The 19,770-nt window shown below is 49.5% G+C and carries 15 protein-coding genes; all 15 read right to left on the bottom strand.

Annotated features, from left to right (window positions below; genetic code table 11):
- Positions 1–98 precede the first annotated feature (98 nt).
- Complete coding sequence (locus NFR57_RS01560) at positions 99–860, bottom strand: hypothetical protein (RefSeq protein ID WP_251182072.1); 762 nt, start codon at positions 858–860, stop codon at positions 99–101.
- 64 nt (positions 861–924) lie between these two features.
- Positions 925–1,155, bottom strand: coding sequence for an HPr family phosphocarrier protein (locus NFR57_RS01555; RefSeq protein ID WP_251182071.1), 231 nt, complete (start codon positions 1,153–1,155; stop codon positions 925–927).
- A 114-nt stretch (positions 1,156–1,269) separates the two neighbouring features.
- Positions 1,270–2,664, bottom strand: coding sequence for a glucose-6-phosphate isomerase (locus NFR57_RS01550; RefSeq protein ID WP_251182070.1), 1,395 nt, complete (start codon positions 2,662–2,664; stop codon positions 1,270–1,272).
- 128 nt (positions 2,665–2,792) lie between these two features.
- Positions 2,793–3,338, bottom strand: a complete 546-nt coding sequence (gene hpf / locus NFR57_RS01545; protein WP_251182069.1) for a ribosome hibernation-promoting factor, HPF/YfiA family — start codon at positions 3,336–3,338, stop codon at positions 2,793–2,795.
- A gap of 84 nt (positions 3,339–3,422) precedes the next feature.
- Positions 3,423–5,906 carry an ATP-dependent Clp protease ATP-binding subunit gene (locus NFR57_RS01540; RefSeq protein ID WP_251182068.1) on the bottom strand — a complete coding sequence of 828 codons (2,484 nt, stop codon included), beginning with the start codon at positions 5,904–5,906 and terminating at the stop codon, positions 3,423–3,425.
- Between the two features lie 35 nt (positions 5,907–5,941).
- A complete protein-coding gene (locus tag NFR57_RS01535; RefSeq protein WP_251182067.1) occupies positions 5,942–6,952 on the bottom strand; it encodes a protein arginine kinase in 1,011 nt (336 codons plus the stop codon).
- Positions 6,953–6,954: 2 nt separating this feature from the next.
- Positions 6,955–7,470: a hypothetical protein gene (locus NFR57_RS01530; protein WP_251182066.1), complete on the bottom strand. Its 516-nt coding sequence runs from the start codon at positions 7,468–7,470 to the stop codon at positions 6,955–6,957.
- A gap of 34 nt (positions 7,471–7,504) precedes the next feature.
- Positions 7,505–7,966: a CtsR family transcriptional regulator gene (locus NFR57_RS01525; RefSeq protein ID WP_251182065.1), complete on the bottom strand. Its 462-nt coding sequence runs from the start codon at positions 7,964–7,966 to the stop codon at positions 7,505–7,507.
- Between the two features lie 233 nt (positions 7,967–8,199).
- Entirely contained in the window at positions 8,200–8,790 is a 591-nt protein-coding gene (locus tag NFR57_RS01520) for a zinc ribbon domain-containing protein (RefSeq protein ID WP_251182064.1), read from the bottom strand.
- Positions 8,791–8,834: 44 nt separating this feature from the next.
- Entirely contained in the window at positions 8,835–9,290 is a 456-nt protein-coding gene (locus NFR57_RS01515; protein ID WP_251182063.1) for a deoxycytidylate deaminase, read from the bottom strand.
- 71 nt (positions 9,291–9,361) lie between these two features.
- Positions 9,362–12,067 (bottom strand): calcium-translocating P-type ATPase, PMCA-type, encoded by a 2,706-nt coding sequence (locus NFR57_RS01510; RefSeq protein ID WP_251182062.1) that lies wholly within the window; start codon positions 12,065–12,067, stop codon positions 9,362–9,364.
- A gap of 17 nt (positions 12,068–12,084) precedes the next feature.
- Complete coding sequence (locus NFR57_RS01505) at positions 12,085–13,758, bottom strand: putative ABC transporter permease subunit (protein WP_251182061.1); 1,674 nt, start codon at positions 13,756–13,758, stop codon at positions 12,085–12,087.
- The gene (locus NFR57_RS01500) at positions 13,751–14,482 is read right to left on the bottom strand and encodes an ABC transporter ATP-binding protein (RefSeq protein WP_251182060.1); all 732 of its coding nucleotides are present in this window, start codon (positions 14,480–14,482) and stop codon (positions 13,751–13,753) included. The genes NFR57_RS01505 and NFR57_RS01500 overlap by 8 nt, the downstream gene beginning before the upstream one ends.
- Positions 14,483–14,508: 26 nt before the next feature.
- On the bottom strand, positions 14,509–15,813 hold the full coding sequence (locus NFR57_RS01495) for a replication-associated recombination protein A (protein WP_251182059.1): 1,305 nt from the start codon (positions 15,811–15,813) through the stop codon (positions 14,509–14,511).
- Between the two features lie 82 nt (positions 15,814–15,895).
- Complete coding sequence (locus NFR57_RS01490; protein WP_251182058.1) at positions 15,896–19,672, bottom strand: hypothetical protein; 3,777 nt, start codon at positions 19,670–19,672, stop codon at positions 15,896–15,898.
- Positions 19,673–19,770 lie beyond the last annotated feature (98 nt).

The following is a 19,770-nucleotide window of genomic DNA, read 5'->3' as shown; positions in this document are numbered from 1 at the left end:
TTTAGGCGCGGCTAGTAACAATTTAGGGCTTTTGCCCGCATATGAGAAACCCCCGGCTTCGCCGGGGGAGTTTCATTGTATGTTTGATTTTTATGCCGTCAATCGGCTAAATGTTTTATATCGTATTCGAGTTTTTTGTAAATTTCCAATACCGACCGCGACGACCTGAAAAAATACGCTACGGCATATTTAACGCCGAGAAACGCGGATATTATACCGTCGTAATCGTCCGAGCCTATGGCGCGGGTCAGTCCGTTAAGGCACGCTTTAAACTCCGCACGATCTATTGCGCCCGTTATAACCGAATCGGCTATTTCCACAAGCGTCGCAACGCAATTAAGCGCGTCGGATTTTAGATTGGCGCGAAACTTGCCGTTGACATTATCATACGCCTTTGCCGAATCCGCGACGATTTCAGCAAGTTCAGGCATGCCGTCCGACTGCGAAAACATAGTTCTGCAATATGTTTCAAACGGCGCGATTACTTCCAAACAAAACCGAGCATACGATTCGTTGACTGACACGCTGTAAAAATACGCTTCCAAAAAGTTTTGCAACGACATTTTTCCTTCGTCGATGTCGAGCAAAATTCGAAAAACAAGCGCAATCGCCTTTTTCGGCTCGGACGGCAACAGGAACACGCCGTTGCCTATCGCTTCTGTAAACGCGAGCTTATAATCGAACCCGTACAACGCCACGCCGAACATGGAATATAACCGCTTGTTGTCGGCAATGGCTTTAAGCAAACCCGAAATTTTGTGCTCGGCAATAACAAACTTGCAATTCCTGATAGCTTCGCAAGCAGTCAAAAACTCACCGAACCCGTCGGCTTTCATTGTATCGATATAATCGCGGCGCATTTATAACTCCGTATTCGGCACGATTTAAGCGGCAAGCCGTAAGCCCGCCGCTGTCGTATCGAAATTATTTTGCAATATATTTGCCGATATCTTTAAGAAGATCGTCGCAGTTATCGTTGTAGATTTCGCAAACAATGGGTTTTGCAAGGTCGAGCGAAAAAATCCCAAGCAAGGACTTTGCGTCGACAACGTATCTGCCGCTGTGCAAATCCACTTCGTAAGGATATGCGGAAACGGCGTTCACAAAATCTTTAACGCATTCGGTAGACGGGAAAAAAACTTTAACGGATTTCATAGTAACCTCCATGTGGTTTATCGTTGTTTATACTTTAACATATAAATATAAATTTTGCAATAGTTTTTATAAATTTCGCGGCAAATTAGCAAAAACCGCAATTTGAACGGTAAATTATTTAATTATATACGCATCGTTCTTCTTGACGGATTCGAGTTCTTGCAATTTCTGTTCGTAACCCGCGCGACCTATCATTGCGAACGTAGCTTTTTTGCCCTCTTCCACTCCGGGTTGGTTGAACGTATCGATGTCGAGGTATGCGCCCGCAAAAGCGGTTTCGTACATAAAGTACATAAGCAATTCGCCTATCGTTTCGGCGTTTACTTCCGGCATGAGTATGGTGAAGTTGGAACGTTCCGCCTTGGTGAGCGCAAACTCGGTAGACTTGCGTTCCGCCGTGATAAGTTCGTTGAGCGTATGACCTTTAAGGAAATCGCCTATGTCCGCCGTTTCGTCCGCGGGAATATCGACGCTGTCGCCAAAACTCTCAACTCCGATAAACGTGACGACTTTGTCGTAAGGTCCTTCCGTGTACAACTGCACTTGGCTGTGCTGATCTGTAACGCCCAAGGACTTTGCGGGGGTTTGACCGCAGTTGACGGTTTTGCCCGCCTTGTTTACCGCTTTGCCCAGCGATTCCGCCCAGATTTGGCAATAGAAGTCCGCCATAGTTTTGAGTCCGTCGGCATAAGGCATCATAACGGAAATGTTTTTGCCCGCCTGCATGGATTTAACCTGCAAGAATGCTGTCATAAGCGCGGGGTTGGATTTGATGTCGGGACGCTCGCAAGCCGTGCGCATAGCGCGCGCGCCGTAAAGCATGCTTTCTATATCGACGCCCATAACTGCGAACGGAACAAGTCCGACGTTGGACAGAACGGAAAATCTGCCGCCCACGCCCGCAGGTATGCCGAACACTTTAAATCCTTCTTTTTGCGCAACTGCATACAGCGCGCCTTTGCCCACCGTGGTGGTGACGAAAATATGCTCTTTTGCCGCTTTTTCGCCGATTGCTTTTTTAAGTATATTGTAAAGTATTATGAACTGCGAAAGAGTTTCGCTCGTTTCGCCCGATTTTGTTATGACGTTGAAATACGTCGTTTTGACGTCTATAACGTCGAGAAGCGCCGCCATGCGTTCGGGGTCGATATTGTCCTCGACGTAAAGTTTGGGGGCTTTGCGCATTTCTTTGGGCAACTCGTTGTGATGCAAATGCAACAACGCGTTAAACACGCAAATAGGTCCGAGCGCAGAACCGCCTATGCCGAGCACAACAAAACTCGACGCCTTGTCGCGTATAGACTTACCGAACGCGTTGAGCTCGTCGATTTCGGATTTGCCGATAAGCGGCGTATCTGTCCACTCCTGCCAACCCTTTCCGCTGTTTTCGATAACTTCCTTATATGCCGCATCGTGCGCTTTGTTTGCCTTATCTATTTCGGACTGCTTAACGCCGTGCGAGCCGATGGACGATTCCATCATATTGTTGTAGTCGAATTTGAGTTTCATTTTTCAAATCTCCTTAAAATATTTACGCATACATTATAACGCTATCGCGCCGCAAAAGCAAGCGTTGAAAAGCATTTTTTTACACAGAAAAACGCCGACATATTTCAGTCGGACGTTTGTTCCCGTTATTAAACGACAGTTTCGATAAGTCCGTAATTTCCGTCGTTACGAACGTACAAAACGTTGATCGAATTTGTAGACTTATTGAGAAATACATAGAAGTTGTGCCCGACGAGTTCCAACTCCGCTATTGCGTCGTCTATGGACATGGGCACAAGAGTGTAGCACTTGGAACGAACGACCGATTTCTCCTGCTCGGCTTCCTCTACGATTTCGTCCTCGACAGTCAAACCCTTGGCGCGGAACTTCTTGGACTTGGACTCTATCTTTTTATGGTGACGGATTATCTGTTTTTCGAGCTTGGGTATAGCAAGGTCGATATTGCTGTACATGTTTTCGCTCGTAACTTCCGCGCGCAAAACGGTGTTGTCGAGAAGTACCGTCAACTCCAAAACGAATTGATCTTTTGCGCTGCGAGTGTTGCCCTTTTTAAGTCCTATTTTTATGCGCGTATCGTCGTCGAAAAACTTATCGAGTTTTTGAACCTTTTTGTCGATAACGGTTTTGAGCTTTTCACTCGCGTCATAGTTTTTGCAAAGATATTCGATTGTCATAATAGCCTCCCTGTGGGTTTTATTTTCGCTTATATTATATCAAAATTATAAGGCTTTGTAAATGGGTTTTTAAAAATTATCTTACTATTTTCCGACGATTATTTTGCCGTCGGCGCAATCCACTCTTACGTTGTCGTTGTCCTTGATTTTGCCGTCGATAATAGCTTCGGCAATTTCATCCTCGACGTTTTGCTCGATAACTCTGCGCAACGGACGCGCGCCGTACTCCGCATCGTAACCCTTGTCGATAAGCCAGTCGAGCGCGGATTTCGTAACGGTCAACGTGATATTTTTGTCTTTAAGCGAGTTTTCGACGCGCTGTAACATTATTTCCGCAATCTTTGCAACGTCGTCTTTAGTAAGTTTATCAAACACGCAAATCACGTCGATACGGTTCAAAAACTCGGGCTTAAACGTCGATCGCAATGCGTTCATATACGCTTCGTCACGCGCTTCGGACTCCTTTTTGCCCGTCGCGTTAAAACCTATTTCGCGTTTTGCCGCCGCAGCGGTCGCGCCGACGTTGCTCGTCATAATTATAATAGTGTTTTTAAACGACACCGTTCGACCTTGCGAATCGGTCAGCCGCCCGTCGTCGAGCATTTGCAACAGCGTATTAAACACGTCGGGGTGCGCTTTTTCTATTTCGTCGAACAGTACGACCGAATACGGGTGACGGCGCACTTTTTCGGTCAGTTGCCCGCCGTCGTCAAACCCGACATACCCGGGAGGCGCGCCTATCAGTTTGGACACGGAATGAGCTTCCATAAACTCGCTCATGTCCAGTCGTATTATGGAATTTTCGTTGTCGAACATAGCCTCGGCAAGAGCCTTGGTCAACTCCGTTTTACCGACGCCGGTAGGTCCGAGGAATATAAACGATCCGATCGGGCGGCTGTCGCTTTTTAGCCCGGCACGCGCGCGGCGGATAGCTTTGGACACGGCTTCAACGGCTTTATGCTGTCCGATAACCCGTTTGTGCAACAGTTCTTCCATGTTTTTAAGCCGCTCGCTTTCGGTTTCGGTAAGTTTGCTTACGGGGATTTTTGTCCAGCGCGACACTACGTCGGCAATGTTGTCGGGCGTAATCGTCATTGTGGTTTTTTCCTGCGCCGCGGCGTTTTGAAGCGTGCGCGACTTTATGGCGCGTTCCGTTTCCGTACATTTCTGCTTATATTTTTCCGCTTGCGCGTACTCGGTGCGAGCGACGCACTCGTTCATTTTTTTGGTGTACTCCGCAAGCTGTTCGGTCAATTCCGCAATGTCCGCGGGTTCGCTCGACACGCTCACTTTGGCGCAACTCATAGCCTCGTCGATAAGGTCGATAGCCTTGTCTGGCAAAAACCTGTCGGCAATATATTTGTCGGACAGTTTTGCCGCGGCGACAATAGCCTCGTCCGACAGCTTGACTTTGTGATAGTTTTCATAATTTTGGCGCAAGCCTTTAAGAATTTCCACGGTCTGCTCGACGGTCGGAGGCTCGACTGTTATCGGCTGAAAACGCCGCTCCATGGCTTTGTCCGCCTCGATATATTTGCGGTATTCGTCCGTCGTGGTCGCGCCTATGGTCTGCATTTCGCCGCGAGCAAGATAGGGTTTTAAAATGTCCGCGGGCGTGACTTCGCCGTCCTTGGATCCCGCCTGCATAAGCGTATGCAGCTCGTCGATAAACACAATAATATTTCCGCTGTTAATTATTAAATCGATTGCCGATTTAAGTTTTTCCTCGAGCTGACCGCGATACTTCGTACCCGCCATGAGAGAGCCTATATTAAGCGAAAATATAATGTTGTTTTGCAACTGCCGCGGCACTTTGCCGTCCACTATGGAACGCGCAAGCCCGTCTATAATCGCGCTTTTGCCCACCCCCGGTTCGCCTATAAGTACGGGGTTGTTTTTTGTCTTACGGCAAAGAATTTCTATAAGCCGCTCCACCTCGCGTTCCCTGCCTATAACGGGATCGAGTTTGTTTGCGCGCGCCTTTTGCGTGACGTCCACGCCCAGCTCGGCAAGCTGTGCGGGCAGTTGGTGCGCGGGGCTTTTTACGCCGCCGTCGCCCACGCTCGCGCCGTCGTACATGCGATTGCCGCTTTGATAGCCGCCGTACCCGCTTGTGTCGTATTGACTGTTTTTGAACGCGCCGCCCTGCAACATTGCGATTATCGACCGACGGTAAGCCGCGGTATTTACGTTATAAATATGATAGAGCGCGTCAACCGCAACGCAGTTTCTATCCTCCAAAATAGCGAGCATGAGGAAGTCGGGCGTAATAAGCGGCGCGCCGAACTGCGTCGCTATGTTGTACGCGGTAAACGGTATCGCCTCTTGTATGCGCGGCGAATCGGTAGGCTCGGATACGGCGGCGCGTTCCGCGTCGTCGCGAAAAAGTTGCGCGAGGTCTTCGGGAGAAAACCCGTTTGCGGCGAATATCTTGGTTGCCGCGCAATCTGTTTTGAGTATACCGTACAGCAAATGCTCGGTGCCCGTAAACTCGTTGGAATAAAATTTAGCTGTTTGTCTTGCAATATTAAACGCGTTTTGTGCGTTGCTGTCCATAGGAAATTTCATAATGTGCTCCTCCGAAATTATAATTATTAGCGAAATTATTTATCCTTTTTTGCGCAGATTGCGCCGAGCGTCGCCGCAACATACTTTGCGCGCAACACGTCGCGCTCGTCCACGCTCATACTGTTGCCGCCTAACTTTTGCATGCTTGCGGGCTGACACTCCGATAAAAGCCGTTGAAGTTTGTCCAAATCCGATATATCGAAATACCCGTAGTATCCGCCTAACCTTATCATTGCAAGGTATTGCATGGCTTCGCCGGTTGACAGCTTATAGGCGTTGGTTACAATGCCCCAAGCGCGGTAAATCTTGTCTTTGAGCTCCGCCTCGTCGCGCTTTAAAAGTTGTCTTGCGCGCAATTCCGCATCGACTATATGGTTAATCGCGCTCTTGACCGAATCGAGTATGTCGCTTTCCTTTAAGCCGAGCGTGCGTTGATTGCTCACCTGATACAAATATCCGTCCGCCTTGCTCCCCTCGCCGTACACGCCGCGCACGGTCATATTAAGCCGCCCTACGTCCGTAATACATGCGTCTATCATGTTCTCGATGGTCAATGCGGGCAAAAACATCATGACAGATGCGCGCATGCCGGTGCCGAGATTGGTTGTGCAGGACGTGAGATAACCGAACCGTCGATCGTAAGCGAAATTAAGATTTTTGCTCAAAACGTCGTCGATACGGTTTACTCTGTCATAAGCCTGATCCAAAGACAAGCCCGATAATATAACCTGCTCGCGTATGTGATCTTCTTCGTTCACCATGATCGAAACGTTTTCGTCTGCGGAAATAAGCGCGGCGCCGAACGGGCTGTCTTGTAACAAATCGGGACTGATAAGATGTTTTTCCTGCAAAATCGTTCCGTCCAAACGCGATATATCGCTCACGTCGTAACGCGTAAACTTATCCACCGGGGATAACGCGCGTTCCACTTGGTCGGTTATTTGCCGCGCGGGAATTTCGGCGAGTTTGTGCGGAAAAGGCAATCCGTCGATATTGCGCGCAAGGCGCAGTCTTGTCGATATTATAGTAGAATTTACGCCGTCCATAATCAGTTACCCTCCCGTTTGTTGCCTACAAGTTTTTTAAGTCGCTCGCCGAGTTCGCCGATCTTGGAATAATCGCCGTTGTCAATCGCGGCTTGAAGTTCCGATTTTAACCGCGCTTCTTCCGACGCGGTGTCGAGCACGCCTAACGGCGTTTTGCCGACGTGACGATCGGACTGTTGAAGTTTTTTGACAGTCTGCACAATAAGCGGCTCAAACACTTCATAGCAACGCGGACAGCCGACAAAACCCGTTTTCATAAATTCCTCGCTCGTGGTTTTGCACGTCGGGCAAATCAAAGCGCGCGTCGAAGGCTCGGCAAACATATTGTTAAGATTGGACAGCAAGCCCATCGGCGAGCCGTTAATCAACTTGTTAAGCATGTCAAAACTTTCCAAATTGACCTCGGGCTTGTAATCCTTGGCGCAATCAGCGCACAAATACATTTTTTCCACGTGATTGTTGTTTCTTACGTGAATTTCCATTTTCGCTTCGCGTATACCGCATTTGGTACATTTCATAAATTCGCCTCCCGATAAGTAATTAAATCTTTAATCAGTCGTCATGTGTTTTAAGAGTTTCGAGCAAAACGTTTTTTAAAATCGCCCCGCGCAACCTGCTTTTAGCAACCGTCGGCGCAATTAACGCTTTGTCCGATATAGCCGCTTTTATCAACTGCGCTTCCGATTTGGTATAAACCCCGTCAACCGTCAACCGCTCCAATATTTGACACGCCTTGCCGTATTCTATACCGTCCGACAGCGTTTCGTCGATATACCGCAAAAGCACGTCGTCGACATTCTCGCTAACGCGTATCAAAGTAATCGAACCACCACCGCCCCTGCGGCTTTCGGTTATATACCCGCGTTCGGGCGTGAACCGAGTGGACAACACGTAGTTTATCTGGCTCGGCGCAACCGAAAAATACGCCGCAAGCTCGTTGCGGTTGAAATTAACCGACAACTCGTCGCCTAACGTATCGAGCAAAAACCGCTCTATAATATCGCTTACAGTCATGCCTAACCTCCTTTTGTTCCGAAGTCCGACTTTAAGTCAATGGTCAAAGATAGTCAAACTTCTTAACAGCAGTATATAACTATATTATCGGCTTGTCAAGTCTTTTTTATTAAATTTTTGAAAAATTTTTAAAAATATCTACTACACCGGCGTTTAACATAAAGCAAAAGGACGTTATAAAAACGTCCTTATAATCGATTAAATCTATAGTACGAATCGGTTTAAAGAAAGGTTTAAAGAAAACTCGAAAGCATGTCGCCCATGACGAACAAAGCTATGGAAGTAAGTAATACAAATACAAAAACGATAATTCCGACGGCAAGACAAATATTGTCGCGCATACCGTACTTTTTGCGAAGTTCCGCCGTTTCGCGCATTGCCGCTACATACCGAACTATTGCGACGGAAAGAGTCGCCGCGGCGAATAAAATAGCAAACACGCCGAGAACTATGCCAAAGCCCGTCGAAATACTTATATATACTGCGGCGAGCTGCGACAGAGCATACGCCGCCACGCCTACGATTACAAACAGCAACATGAAATGACTGTTAAACCATGTAAAATCCAACGGCTTGGGCGGCTGTTGCGGCGCTTGCTGTTGAATTACGGGCTGTTGTTGCGGCGGCACGCTGTTATCGCTATACTGCGGCGCGGGCACGGGTTGCTGTACGGGCGGTGTCGCCTCGCTTTGCGGCACAACGGGTTTTACCGTCGGTTCGTCGCTCGCCAACTGTACCGCCTCGACGGGATTAGCCATGCCGCACTTCGGGCAGAACTTTGCGTATTCGGGGATATTCGCCCCGCACTGTTTGCAATATGCCATGGTTAACTCCTTTTCGATACCGAATAAAAACGCATTAAACTTGTTTAAATTTCGGGTGAAAACTTTTCTATTTGCACGCCCGCTTCTTTAAACAACTCCAACGAAAAATCGTCGGGATAACCGTTTTCGTACACAACGCGCACAATGCCGCTGTTAATAATCATTTTAGTGCAAATCGCACAAGGCTGATGCGTGCAATACAACGTCGCGCCGTCGATACAAATACCCATGCGCGCCGCTTGAATTATCGCGTTTTGCTCCGCGTGTGTCGCGTAACAGAGTTCGTGCCGTGTACCCGACGGAATATTCAGTTCCCTACGCAAGCACACGCCCTTTTCTTTACAGCTTTTTATGCCCGAGCTCGCGCCGTTATAACCCGTCGTCATAATGCGTTTGTTTTTTGCTATAACCGCGCCGATTTGACGGTTATCCTGAAAACAACTCGACCACGTTGCGACGGTATGCGCAATGCCCATAAATCTTGAATCCCACTTATTCATAAGTTTACACCACTTCCGAAAAATATCGAAAGTATTATATCACATAATTCGACTTAATGCAATATGTTTTGCTATTTTTCTTTGGACAGATTTACGACAACGCTTTGTTTTTTGCGAAAATACATGCGCATAAACAGTTTTACGACTTCCACGGCGGGAACAATCGCGGCGGAACACAATATCACGGTCAACCACTGCATGCCGTTTAACCATTGCAAAGCGAATATGTCGTGCGTTGCGGGCAGGCACGCAAGCCCGACGGTTAGCGCGCCGCCGACAAGGAACGAAACAAACAACAGCTTGTTTTTAAAGAAATTTTTGCCGAACGCACTGCCGAGTATACTCCGCGCGTTAAAGCTGTGGAACAACTGAACAAGACACAACGTCATAAACGCCATGGTCGTGCCGACCTCGTGTCCCCAACCGGTGAACGCGCAGCCCAAAAACACGCCGAGAACTATTATCGTTTGGAATATTCCTTGATAAATTATATTCGCGCCGACTGCACCCGAAAACAGGCTGTCGCCCGCAGAGCGCGGCGGACTTGACATGACGTCCGTTTCCGGCGGTTCCACGCCGAGCGCGAGCGCGGGCAAACTGTCCGTCACAAGATTTACCCATAGTATTTGTATGGGCAGTAAAAACACGTAAGCGTTTTTAGTGAACGCAAAGATAATAGTCGCAAAAAACAGCGACAGCACTTCGGACAGGTTCGCCGCCAAAAGATACTGGATTGTCTTTTGCATGTTGGAAAATATGGTGCGCCCCTCTTTGACAGCCGTAACGATGGTTGCAAAGTTATCGTCGGCAAGCACCATATCCGCCGCGCCTTTGGTCACTTCCGTGCCCGTTATACCCATGCCGACGCCTATGTCCGCGGCTTTTATACTCGGCGCGTCGTTCACTCCGTCGCCCGTCATTGCGACTATCATGCCGTTTGACTTCCACGCCTTGACTATGCGCACCTTGTGTTCGGGCGAAACGCGCGCGTATACGCGCAACGACTTAACGCGCTTAAAAAGCTCGTCGTCCGACATTTTTTGAAGCTCCGCACCCGTTATCGTCTGTCGCTTGTTATTGCAAATTCCGAGCGCGGAAGCTATTGCAAACGCCGTATCGGGATTGTCGCCCGTTATCATGACCACTCGAATACCCGCCTTTTCGCACTGACGCACCGATTCTTTTACTTCCTCGCGCGGCGGGTCTATCATGCCCGTAAGCCCTATAAAAATCAATTCGCTTTCGTAAGTGCGCGAATCTGTATTATCTCGCTTTTTGTACGCGTAAGCAAGAACGCGCAACGCCCCGTCCGCCATTTTTTTGTTAGCCGCGGCGATGTTCGCCTTGTCGCGCTCGGTTATTCGGCGCGGCGCGCCGCCGTCCAAAATGTACGAGCAACGCTTGATAAGTTCGTCCGCCGCGCCTTTCGTATATACGGTGTCGCCGTCGCGCTCGCGGTGCACGGTGGTCATCAGCTTGCGATCGGAATCGAACGGGATCTCGTCGATACGCGGGCACGCGCGATCGAGTTCCGTTTTTTTAACGCCCGAGTCCGCCGCATACCTGACGAGCGCCGTTTCGGTCGGGTCGCCCATTATAGAGGCGCGCCCGTTATCCGTCCGCACCGCGCTGTCGTTGCAAAGGCACATGCACTTTAACAAGCGAACCGTCGCCGCACCGTCTGGCTTTGGCGAAAAGCCGCCGTCCGCATACGCTTGCGTTACGGTCATTTTGTTTAACGTGAGCGTGCCCGTCTTGTCAGAGCAAATAACATCCGTACTGCCCAAAGTTTCGACCGCGGGCAACTTTTTAATAATGGCATTCTTTTTGGATAAGCGTTGAACGCCGAGCGCAAGTATAATCGTGATAACCGCAGTAAGACTTTCGGGAATTGCCGCGACCGCGAGCGCAACGGCTGTCATAAACGAATCTATAACGCTGTCCGCAGTGACAGAACCTGTGCCCGCCGCGCTCAATATGCCCATAACAAACACCGCCGCCGCGATAGCAAGCACCGCAATGGAAATAAACCGCCCGACGGCGTTCAGCTTTTTTTGTAACGGCGTAATTGTCTTTTCACCGTTTTCGAGCATGGACGCTATCTTACCTATTTCCGCGTTCATGCCCGTAGCAGTCACAACGCCCTCGCCCCTGCCGTATGTTACAGTACTCGATCCGTACAGCATGTTATGCCTGTCCGCAAGTTGAGCATGCTCGTCCGAAATGGGGCGAACGTGTTTTTCCTCCGCAACGGACTCGCCCGTCAATGCCGAAGTTTCGGCTTTGAGCGACATGCACTTAATAAGCCGCATATCGGCGGGGACGACGTCGCCCGCTTCGAGCAAAACAATATCGCCCTTTACAAGCGACGACGTTGCTATTCTTTTTATTTCGCCGTCGCGCCTGACTTTGCAAAACGGCGTGCTCATGTCTTTGAGCGCCGCCATTGCTTTTTCCGCTTTACACTCCTGCACAGTGCCGATAACGGCGTTGAGCAAAACTATAAACAATATAATACCGACGTCGATAAAGTCCTCGTATTGCCTTTCGACAACGCCGATAACGGCGGAAACTATGGCCGCCGCTATAAGAACTATTACCATTACGTCGGTAAACTGCTTAAAAAATTTAACCGCAACGCTTTGCTTTTTAGCTTTCGCGAGCTTGTTCTCGCCGCTTGAAATAAGGCGCATTGCCGCATCGCCGTCCGTCAAACCGCGTTCGGTGACGGACAGATCCGCAAGAACCTCGGCGGACGTTTTGTTAAAGTATTCCAATCGTCGCTCCTATCTGGTTAAATTTCTATTCTTTTGTAGTATTCGTCAACTCTCCTATATAATAATATGTCAACAACGCCGAAAATAACAAGAATCGCATAAATTAACGTCCAACATACGGGCAAAATTATATTCATCGGCACGTCGTTAAAGAAAAGAATAAACATTACTGTCATGACCGCCATGCCGCTCCCTATACAAATCAACTGACCGATAGTCACATGTCCGTTGTGCTTTATCGCCTGCGACGGATCCGTCCATTTCAGCTTTGGCGCTGACAAATCCCAAAGCGCGCCGAACACTATAAATACAGCCGACAGAGGAATAAGAGAAAACACCGACAATAAAGTCAACTGCAAATCGAAGTTCATGACGTTAACTATAACCACCGCAATCGCGGAAACAGGCACGCCTATCGCCATCCACGCCAACAGCTTTGATTTTAATATCCCGCGAATATCTACAGGCAATATTTTAAGCGACGATATAGCCTTGCCCTCGCGCGAGAACGTGGTTGAAGCCGCATTGCCGGTAGTGGCTATCATTGCCATAAGCGCGCACATTATGCACATCGTAAAAAACCGAGTATCAAACCCGACTCCGACGCTGTTAATATCTTTTATCATATTACCGAACACGATGCTAAACGCTACAGATATTATTATAGGCAAAATCATTACGGCATAGCATTGATACGCAACCTGAACGGTACGGAACGAACTTATATATTCGCGCTTCATCAACGCTTTTATCGCACTCGACGATTTAAACTCGCCCTTCTTCGCGGTGGCGTTATTCGTCTGATTATTTGCTTTAACGGATTGCGTGTACATAAACTTCGCGGCAAGCATCAGAATAACAAGTAACGCCGCGGAACTTCCGATAAATATGAGCAAATTGACCGCAGTAGACGCGCCTACGCCCAAACCGTAAGACGACACGCCAAACACAGACATAGACAGCGCGGTGTACGGATAGAAAGCATACATTATGCCGAGCGCGCCGCTCATTGCTTTTTCGATTTCCTCCGGCGATACGCTCGAATCGGTGGAAGCAAATACAAAATACAAATACGCGCCGAAAAATCCGCCAAACAACAGCGTATAGAACGCGAGCGCAACCGCACTGCGATGTTTTACTTTGGACGCTATAAACATTACCGGGATAGCAACTATCGCCGCCAAAACGAGCGGCATGGCGGGAATTATCGCAAGCATAAGCAAAGATATAACGTAATACCATGCCCATGCTTTTATCACCGCGCCGAACGCAATCATAATCGGTAAAACGATTGCCGCGACGATAACCGTTTCCGAAATATACACAAACGACAGTTTAGCCGCGAACACCTTCGATTGCTTAATCGGTAAAACCGAATAGAAATCGGTATCTTTAGACAGATACAGCGTCGTAATAAGACTTATTATCCCGAAAAACAGCACAATGCCCGCCGCGGTCAACAGAATAAAAAAGTAGAACGACACGTTCATTGTAGGGATTTCTATTTGTGTTTGGGGATTGTTGAACATTCTCCCGAATTCTACGACAACCGAAAGCAATATCGCCATAACCAAAGCGTATGACGCGCCTATAAGGCACAAAAACCCTATTACGCTTCGCTTGGATTTACCCTCGGAAAAGCGCAATTTGTTTTTGAACATTGCTTTGAGAACACTCAAATAATTACTCATCGCTACCGCCCGCCACAGACATGAATATTTCTTCCAAACTCTCGTCGCCCTGCGCGCGTTTCAATTCGTCCATATCGCCGCAAAGCACAAGTTTTCCCTTGCTGATTATCGCAACGCGGTCGCATATTTTTTCGGCAACGTCCAAAACGTGCGTAGAGAAAAACACGGTTTTGCCCTGCGCCTTGTGCTCTTTCATCAACTCTTTAAGCGCAAACGCCGACGGCGGATCCAACCCCATCATAGGTTCGTCCAATATCCACAGCGACGGGCTGTGGATAAGCGCGCCGATTATCGCTATTTTCTGTTTCATGCCGTGCGAATATCCGCTAATTCGCTTGTCAAACGCTTCTTCGAGCGAAAACCGTTTTAACAAATCGGCGCTTATGCGCTTGCGGTCGTCCATGCTAACGCCGTAAATATCGCCGAGAAAATCAACGTATTCGCGTCCCGTATACTTATCGAAAATTATCGGCGAATCGGGCACAAACCCGAAGTTTTGTTTTGCGCCTATCGGGTCTTTGGTTATGTCGTGACCGCAAATCGAAATAGACCCCGATTTTATCGGAAGTATACCCGTCACCATTTTTATCGTAGTGGTTTTTCCCGCGCCGTTCGCACCGAGAAACCCAAAGATTTCGCCCGCTTTCAAAGTAAGCGACAAATCGTCCACGGCTTTAATTTTGCCGTTGGCATACGCCATAGACACATGACTTATTTCAAGCATTTCTACCTCCCGACAATGCTAAATATTTAGTTGCGTTTATTCCTGCGAATAGCGTCTAAAAACGACTTAATCTTTTGTTCGTTGGGGTTGTCCTGCGGCAAGTAAAACTTTTCGTCGCGCAAGCCGTCGGGCAAGTACCGTTGCGTTATATACTGCTGCGAGTCGTGCGGATAGATGTACGACGCGCCGCTGTCGTTGGGCGTTTTGTACGTCCTGTCGCGCAGATAATCGGGCACTTTGTCGTCCGCATGCTCTTTAACCGTCTTTTGCGCGGCGTGCATTGCCAAGTACACGGAATTGGACTTCGCCGCCGTCGCGACTTTGATAATCGCGTGCGCAAGCGACAAATACCCCTCCGGCGGACCTATATGCTCGTATGCAGTGAGCGCGGACGCCACAACCGACAGTGCGGAAGAATCGGCAACGCCCACGTCCTCGCTCGCATGCGCGAGCAATCGCCTAAATATCGACAACGGATCGCAACCCGCTTCTATCATTCTAAACGCCCAATACAACGCCGCGTCCGGATCGCAACCGCGAAGCGACTTGCAAAACGCCGACAGCATATCGTAATACATACTGTCGTCAATGGACAGCACGCGCCGCTGTGTGGATTCCTGCGCGACCGCTTTGTCTATTACGATTACCCCGTCTCTGTCGGGCGGAGTTGTGAGCACTGCGAGTTCGAGCGCGTTAAACGCATTGCGCAAATCCCCGTTCGCCGACCAAGCTATATGAGTATACGCCTCGTCGTCCACGCGCAAACTGTATTCGGCTAAACCGTTTTCGCTCGCGACGGCGCGCTTCAATCCGTCCACAATGTCCGACGTTTCGAGCGGTTTAAGCTCGAACACTCTACAACGCGACACTATGGCGCGCGTCATGGACACAAACGGGTTTTCGGTAGTGGAGCCTATAAAAATAATACTGCCCGTTTCTATCGCGGACAACACGCAATCGGACTGCGCCTTACTCCAACGGTGACACTCGTCCAACAGTAAAAAAGTACGCTTGTTAAAAACGCGCAACCGCTCCGTCGCTTCCTCTATAACCTTTTTAGCTTCCGCCACGCCCGACGACACGGCGTTGAGTTTAACAAATTCACTGCTTGTGGAATTGGCGATAATGCCGGCGAGCGTCGTTTTTCCCGTCCCGGGCGGACCGAAAAATATGCAACTGCCCAGTTTGTCCGCTTGTATCGCGCGCATAAGCAACGACCCTTTATGCAACAAGTGCTTTTGCCCTATGAACTCCGAAAGTTTACGCGGTCGCATGCGTTCGGCAAGCGGCATTGCTCTTGCGCTATTGGCGTTTAAGTCGAATAAATCCATACGATATTCGTATTATAGCATATTCCTTAACCATGCACAATAGTTTTAACGACGCGCACCCTATTTTTAATAATCTTTTAATCTATTGCTCGCCGTCGCCGCCTGTTCTGTACAGTAATATATCCGCGTCGCCGCGACCGTTCAGCTCGACGTTTGCCGCAGAATAACTTATGCGGTTCAACCTAATCCGCCACTCGCCGTACCGTTCCGTGTTGTCGACGTCTATATTGGCGCGCCCGTCGTCCGTGTTCAATTCCAACCTAATATGCGGCGCGTCTACCCCGATCCGCGGATTCAAGCCTATCTTGCCGTCGCGTAGTTTAAGCCCCGCCAAACACTCCGTAACCGTCGTATAATACAACGCCGCCGCAACTGCGCCGTCGCTTGTTTGACCGTTTTCGGCAAAGAACGAACATTGCCGATATTTACCCGTGCCGCGATCGCAAACAGGATTGTTAAACCGCAACAGATTATACGCCTTGTCGTATTCGCCCGCGTCAAACAGCAACCGCGCGCAAGTAAACGTCGCTCGAAACGAATTCAACGCGTAGAGCGAGCGTCGCTTCAACTTATCGATTTCGTCCGCATACGTCGCGGCGACCTTGCCGAGTAACGCGACGTAACGATCTTTACGTTCGGGCGAAACATTTGAAAGATCGGCAAAAAACCGCAACAGCTCCGAATACACTTTACAGTCGAAAATGCCGCGCACGTTTTTGTCGTACACAAATTCGCGTTGAGCGGCGTTTGCGTCCAAAGCGCGCATACAGTGTTCCGCAACGGTGGACTTGACAGTGATCTTTCTTCCGCCTACGCGCCGCGGCATATATTCCGCAAACTCGTCGAAAAATCCGTAATCGCCCGCAAAGGTCGCATAATCCACCGCGGCAAACGCGATATACAGCGCGCCGCGTGCGTCGTTTTTGTACTCCCCGCGCTCGGACTGTTCGGCAAGCAACGATATAATCGCGTTTTTTACGGCTTGTTTATCGACATATTTTTCAGCGGACAGCAACGCGCAAATGTCAAACGGATTAAGCCCGTCGCGTTTGAGAAACCCGTAGACATGCGCTTGATAAAGCGCGCGCGCGTGCATTACGTTCAAACGCGCGTCATCCGATTTTAATTTGACGCGAAGCATTTTGCCGACGCATTGCTCTTGTTCTCGCAAATACCCGTCGGCGGCGGCTTCGTTCATTTCCGTCAGCGATATTCCGTTTTCGCCCGTCGCGGCTATGCAAAATATCAAGCGCGATCGCCCGCGCGAACAAAGGCTCACGCCCACCGTAACAGCCGGTGCAACTATACTTCCCGCGCGCGTAACATCGCCTATTCCGTTTATAACGCCGTGCGAGCAATACTGCTCCAAGTACAAAGCGCAACGGCGCGGGTGTTCGGACGATACCACATTAAACGATTTTGCTCCGTCGTTTACTTTTACGGTCTTGCCGTCATTAGTCGCTTTTGCGCCGAGCGACGGACGGACGGCAAACATGACCTCGATATTGCGCGCCGCGTTCGCCGTGTTCTCCACCGTCAAATCGAAAACAATCGCCGTCTTTCCTCGCGCAAGATAGCATTTTAACGCGCTAACGCACCCGTTATAAGCGTTTTCATACATAACGTGCGAAAAGCCGTGCGTCGCGCGCAGTTCGCCTTTTCCGAGCGGCAACGCCGTCGGCGACCACAACAATCCGTCCTCGCTTATAACAACGCATACAGGCACGTTTTCGGCAATCCGTTCGTCCGTGTAAGTTATTCCGTCGGGTGTGATTTTTGTATACAGCCCGTTTATTCCGTTTTGCGAAAACGTCGCGCCCATACACCCGTCGTACAAATCATGACGAAACGATCGACATGATTTTTTATCGCGCATGTCGTATACGCACGCGCCGACGTTTAAATATCCGCCTAACGCATGGTCGCAAACATATTCGACGTTAGACAAAGCCGCGCCGTTGCGCTCGCACTCGATGCGCGGCGCATGTTTATGTTTTTCGTTTGAGTTTTCAGTGTAGTCGCAAGCGCGTGTTTTTAGTCGCAAACCGCAAAACACTGCGGCGCGTTTACTCTCATAATCGAAATATCCGTCGTCGTTCGCATATGCCGCTATGCGCGCAACTTCGCGCGCGCTCGAGCCGTTTGCAACGGACAAAATCGCACAGCGCTTTTCAAACCCGCGCGCATAGAGCGATCGAACGCCTATTAAACTATGTTCGCTGTCCGCCGCAAGATGTAAGTCGTGTTCGTTCGCAATTTCGCTTATCGGATAGTCGTACTTCGCCGCGCCGTCGAAAGTAAGCGCGCAAACTCCGCCGTTTATATTCGCAACTGCCGCTTTATCGGCGTTTCCCGGTTCCAAAGCAGTAACGTCGCGCGACGAGTACACGGCGGAAATATCGACCTTAATATCTTTGTCCGCGCGGTTTATTACTGTCAGTTTACAACAACAGCAAGCACAATCAACGGGCGCAATAAACTCCGCGGCTATCTCCACGTTTTTCGCGGCATACCTGTAAACGCTTTTGTGCGGCTCTACGGTAAGATCGAACGCCGACAGCGATAACGTTCCGCTCGGCGTTTTAAAAAGCAAATCGAGAAACCCCGTTTTATACGGCTTGCCGCAATCCGATCTTTTGCTAACCGCAATTCTCCCGAAGTTATCGAAATCTATCCTGTACTTTTCGCTCGAAACCGTGTGATTGTAATACTTGCCGTCGCCTACATGCACAGCCTCGACAGGCTTGCGTACAACCGCAGGCAATGACTTTTTGCGGCGTTTAAACAAGCACGAAAGCCGCAACCGAAAAAACCGTCGCGAGCTTACATACTGCGGATAATCAATCATAATCGGCAGTCTGAACCGCACATATACGACGATTGCCGACACTACAAACACCGCGCAGTACGCGCTCGGCGCATATAAACATGTAAGAGCCGCCGCTATCGCTATAAGCACGACAGGCGCAATGCCGTAAGTATGCAAGACCGCTTTATCGGGCAACTTTAACGGCAATACTCCCGACATACCGCGTCTGCCTTTATCTATTTCGTCCAACATCATTAACGACGAAATAACGTTCTCGACGGCGGCGCAAGTCGTTGCAAGATGTTCTCGCCTCGCCATAGCCGCGCCGTCCGCGTCTATTCCGTTAATTTCCAACAGTCGGTCAACCGTCGCTTTGTCTTTGACTTTGGTCGAACAAATCAGCCCGCAAACATAGTCGCCGTGCGTAATGCGATCGAGATCGACTTTGCCCGTCGCGCCGTCGGTCAAACCTTTTGTATAAATGTCGGCGCGACTGTTAGCCGATACCGAAACCGCGTAAAAATATCCGCACAGGCAAAACCTCAACATGTCCGTAAGCAAGTCGCGTTCCGCGCGCGAAAGCGGCGCGATTTGTTCGAACGCGATAACAGCGGCGTTAAACTTTTCTGCGGTTATATCGGCTTGCGTGCCGCTTACCAATTCGTTGCACAACAAAAAAAGTCGGGGCATGCCGTTTACATGCCCGACGGAATAGCTTTTTCGCACTGCGTTTTTAGCTCGAACGTGCGCGCGCAATATCAGATCCCGCGCGCAATACGATTCCGCAGCCCAATCGTCGAGCGTCGCACCCGCTTTTAATTCCTTTTCCATCGCGCTAAATATGCGGCGCGGTTTTACGCTCATGCCGCTGATGCCGAACCCGCTATGCGTAACCGCGCAACGCTTGGACAGCTCGACTATTACGCGCAATAGCGCGCGCTTCGTCAAACGTTCGCCCGTCGAAAAATCGGGTTTACGCCGAGGAACCGCATATTTAAACACAAGTACAACCGCCGCGGAAATTGCGGTGACTATCAAAAAGGCTGTCATCGCCTTTAATTGTTGACGTTTGCCCGCTTTTAAATACCGCGCCGCACCGCACTATGTCGCGCATAACAAAGCAAAATAAAATCGACGGGGTTACCGTC

This window comes from Anaerocaecibacter muris, from assembly GCF_943192945.1.
GTDB lineage: Bacteria > Bacillota > Clostridia > Christensenellales > Pumilibacteraceae > Anaerocaecibacter > Anaerocaecibacter muris.
The sequence above is the reverse complement of the archived record's forward strand: the minus strand, read 5'-3'. Positions and strand labels throughout refer to the sequence as shown.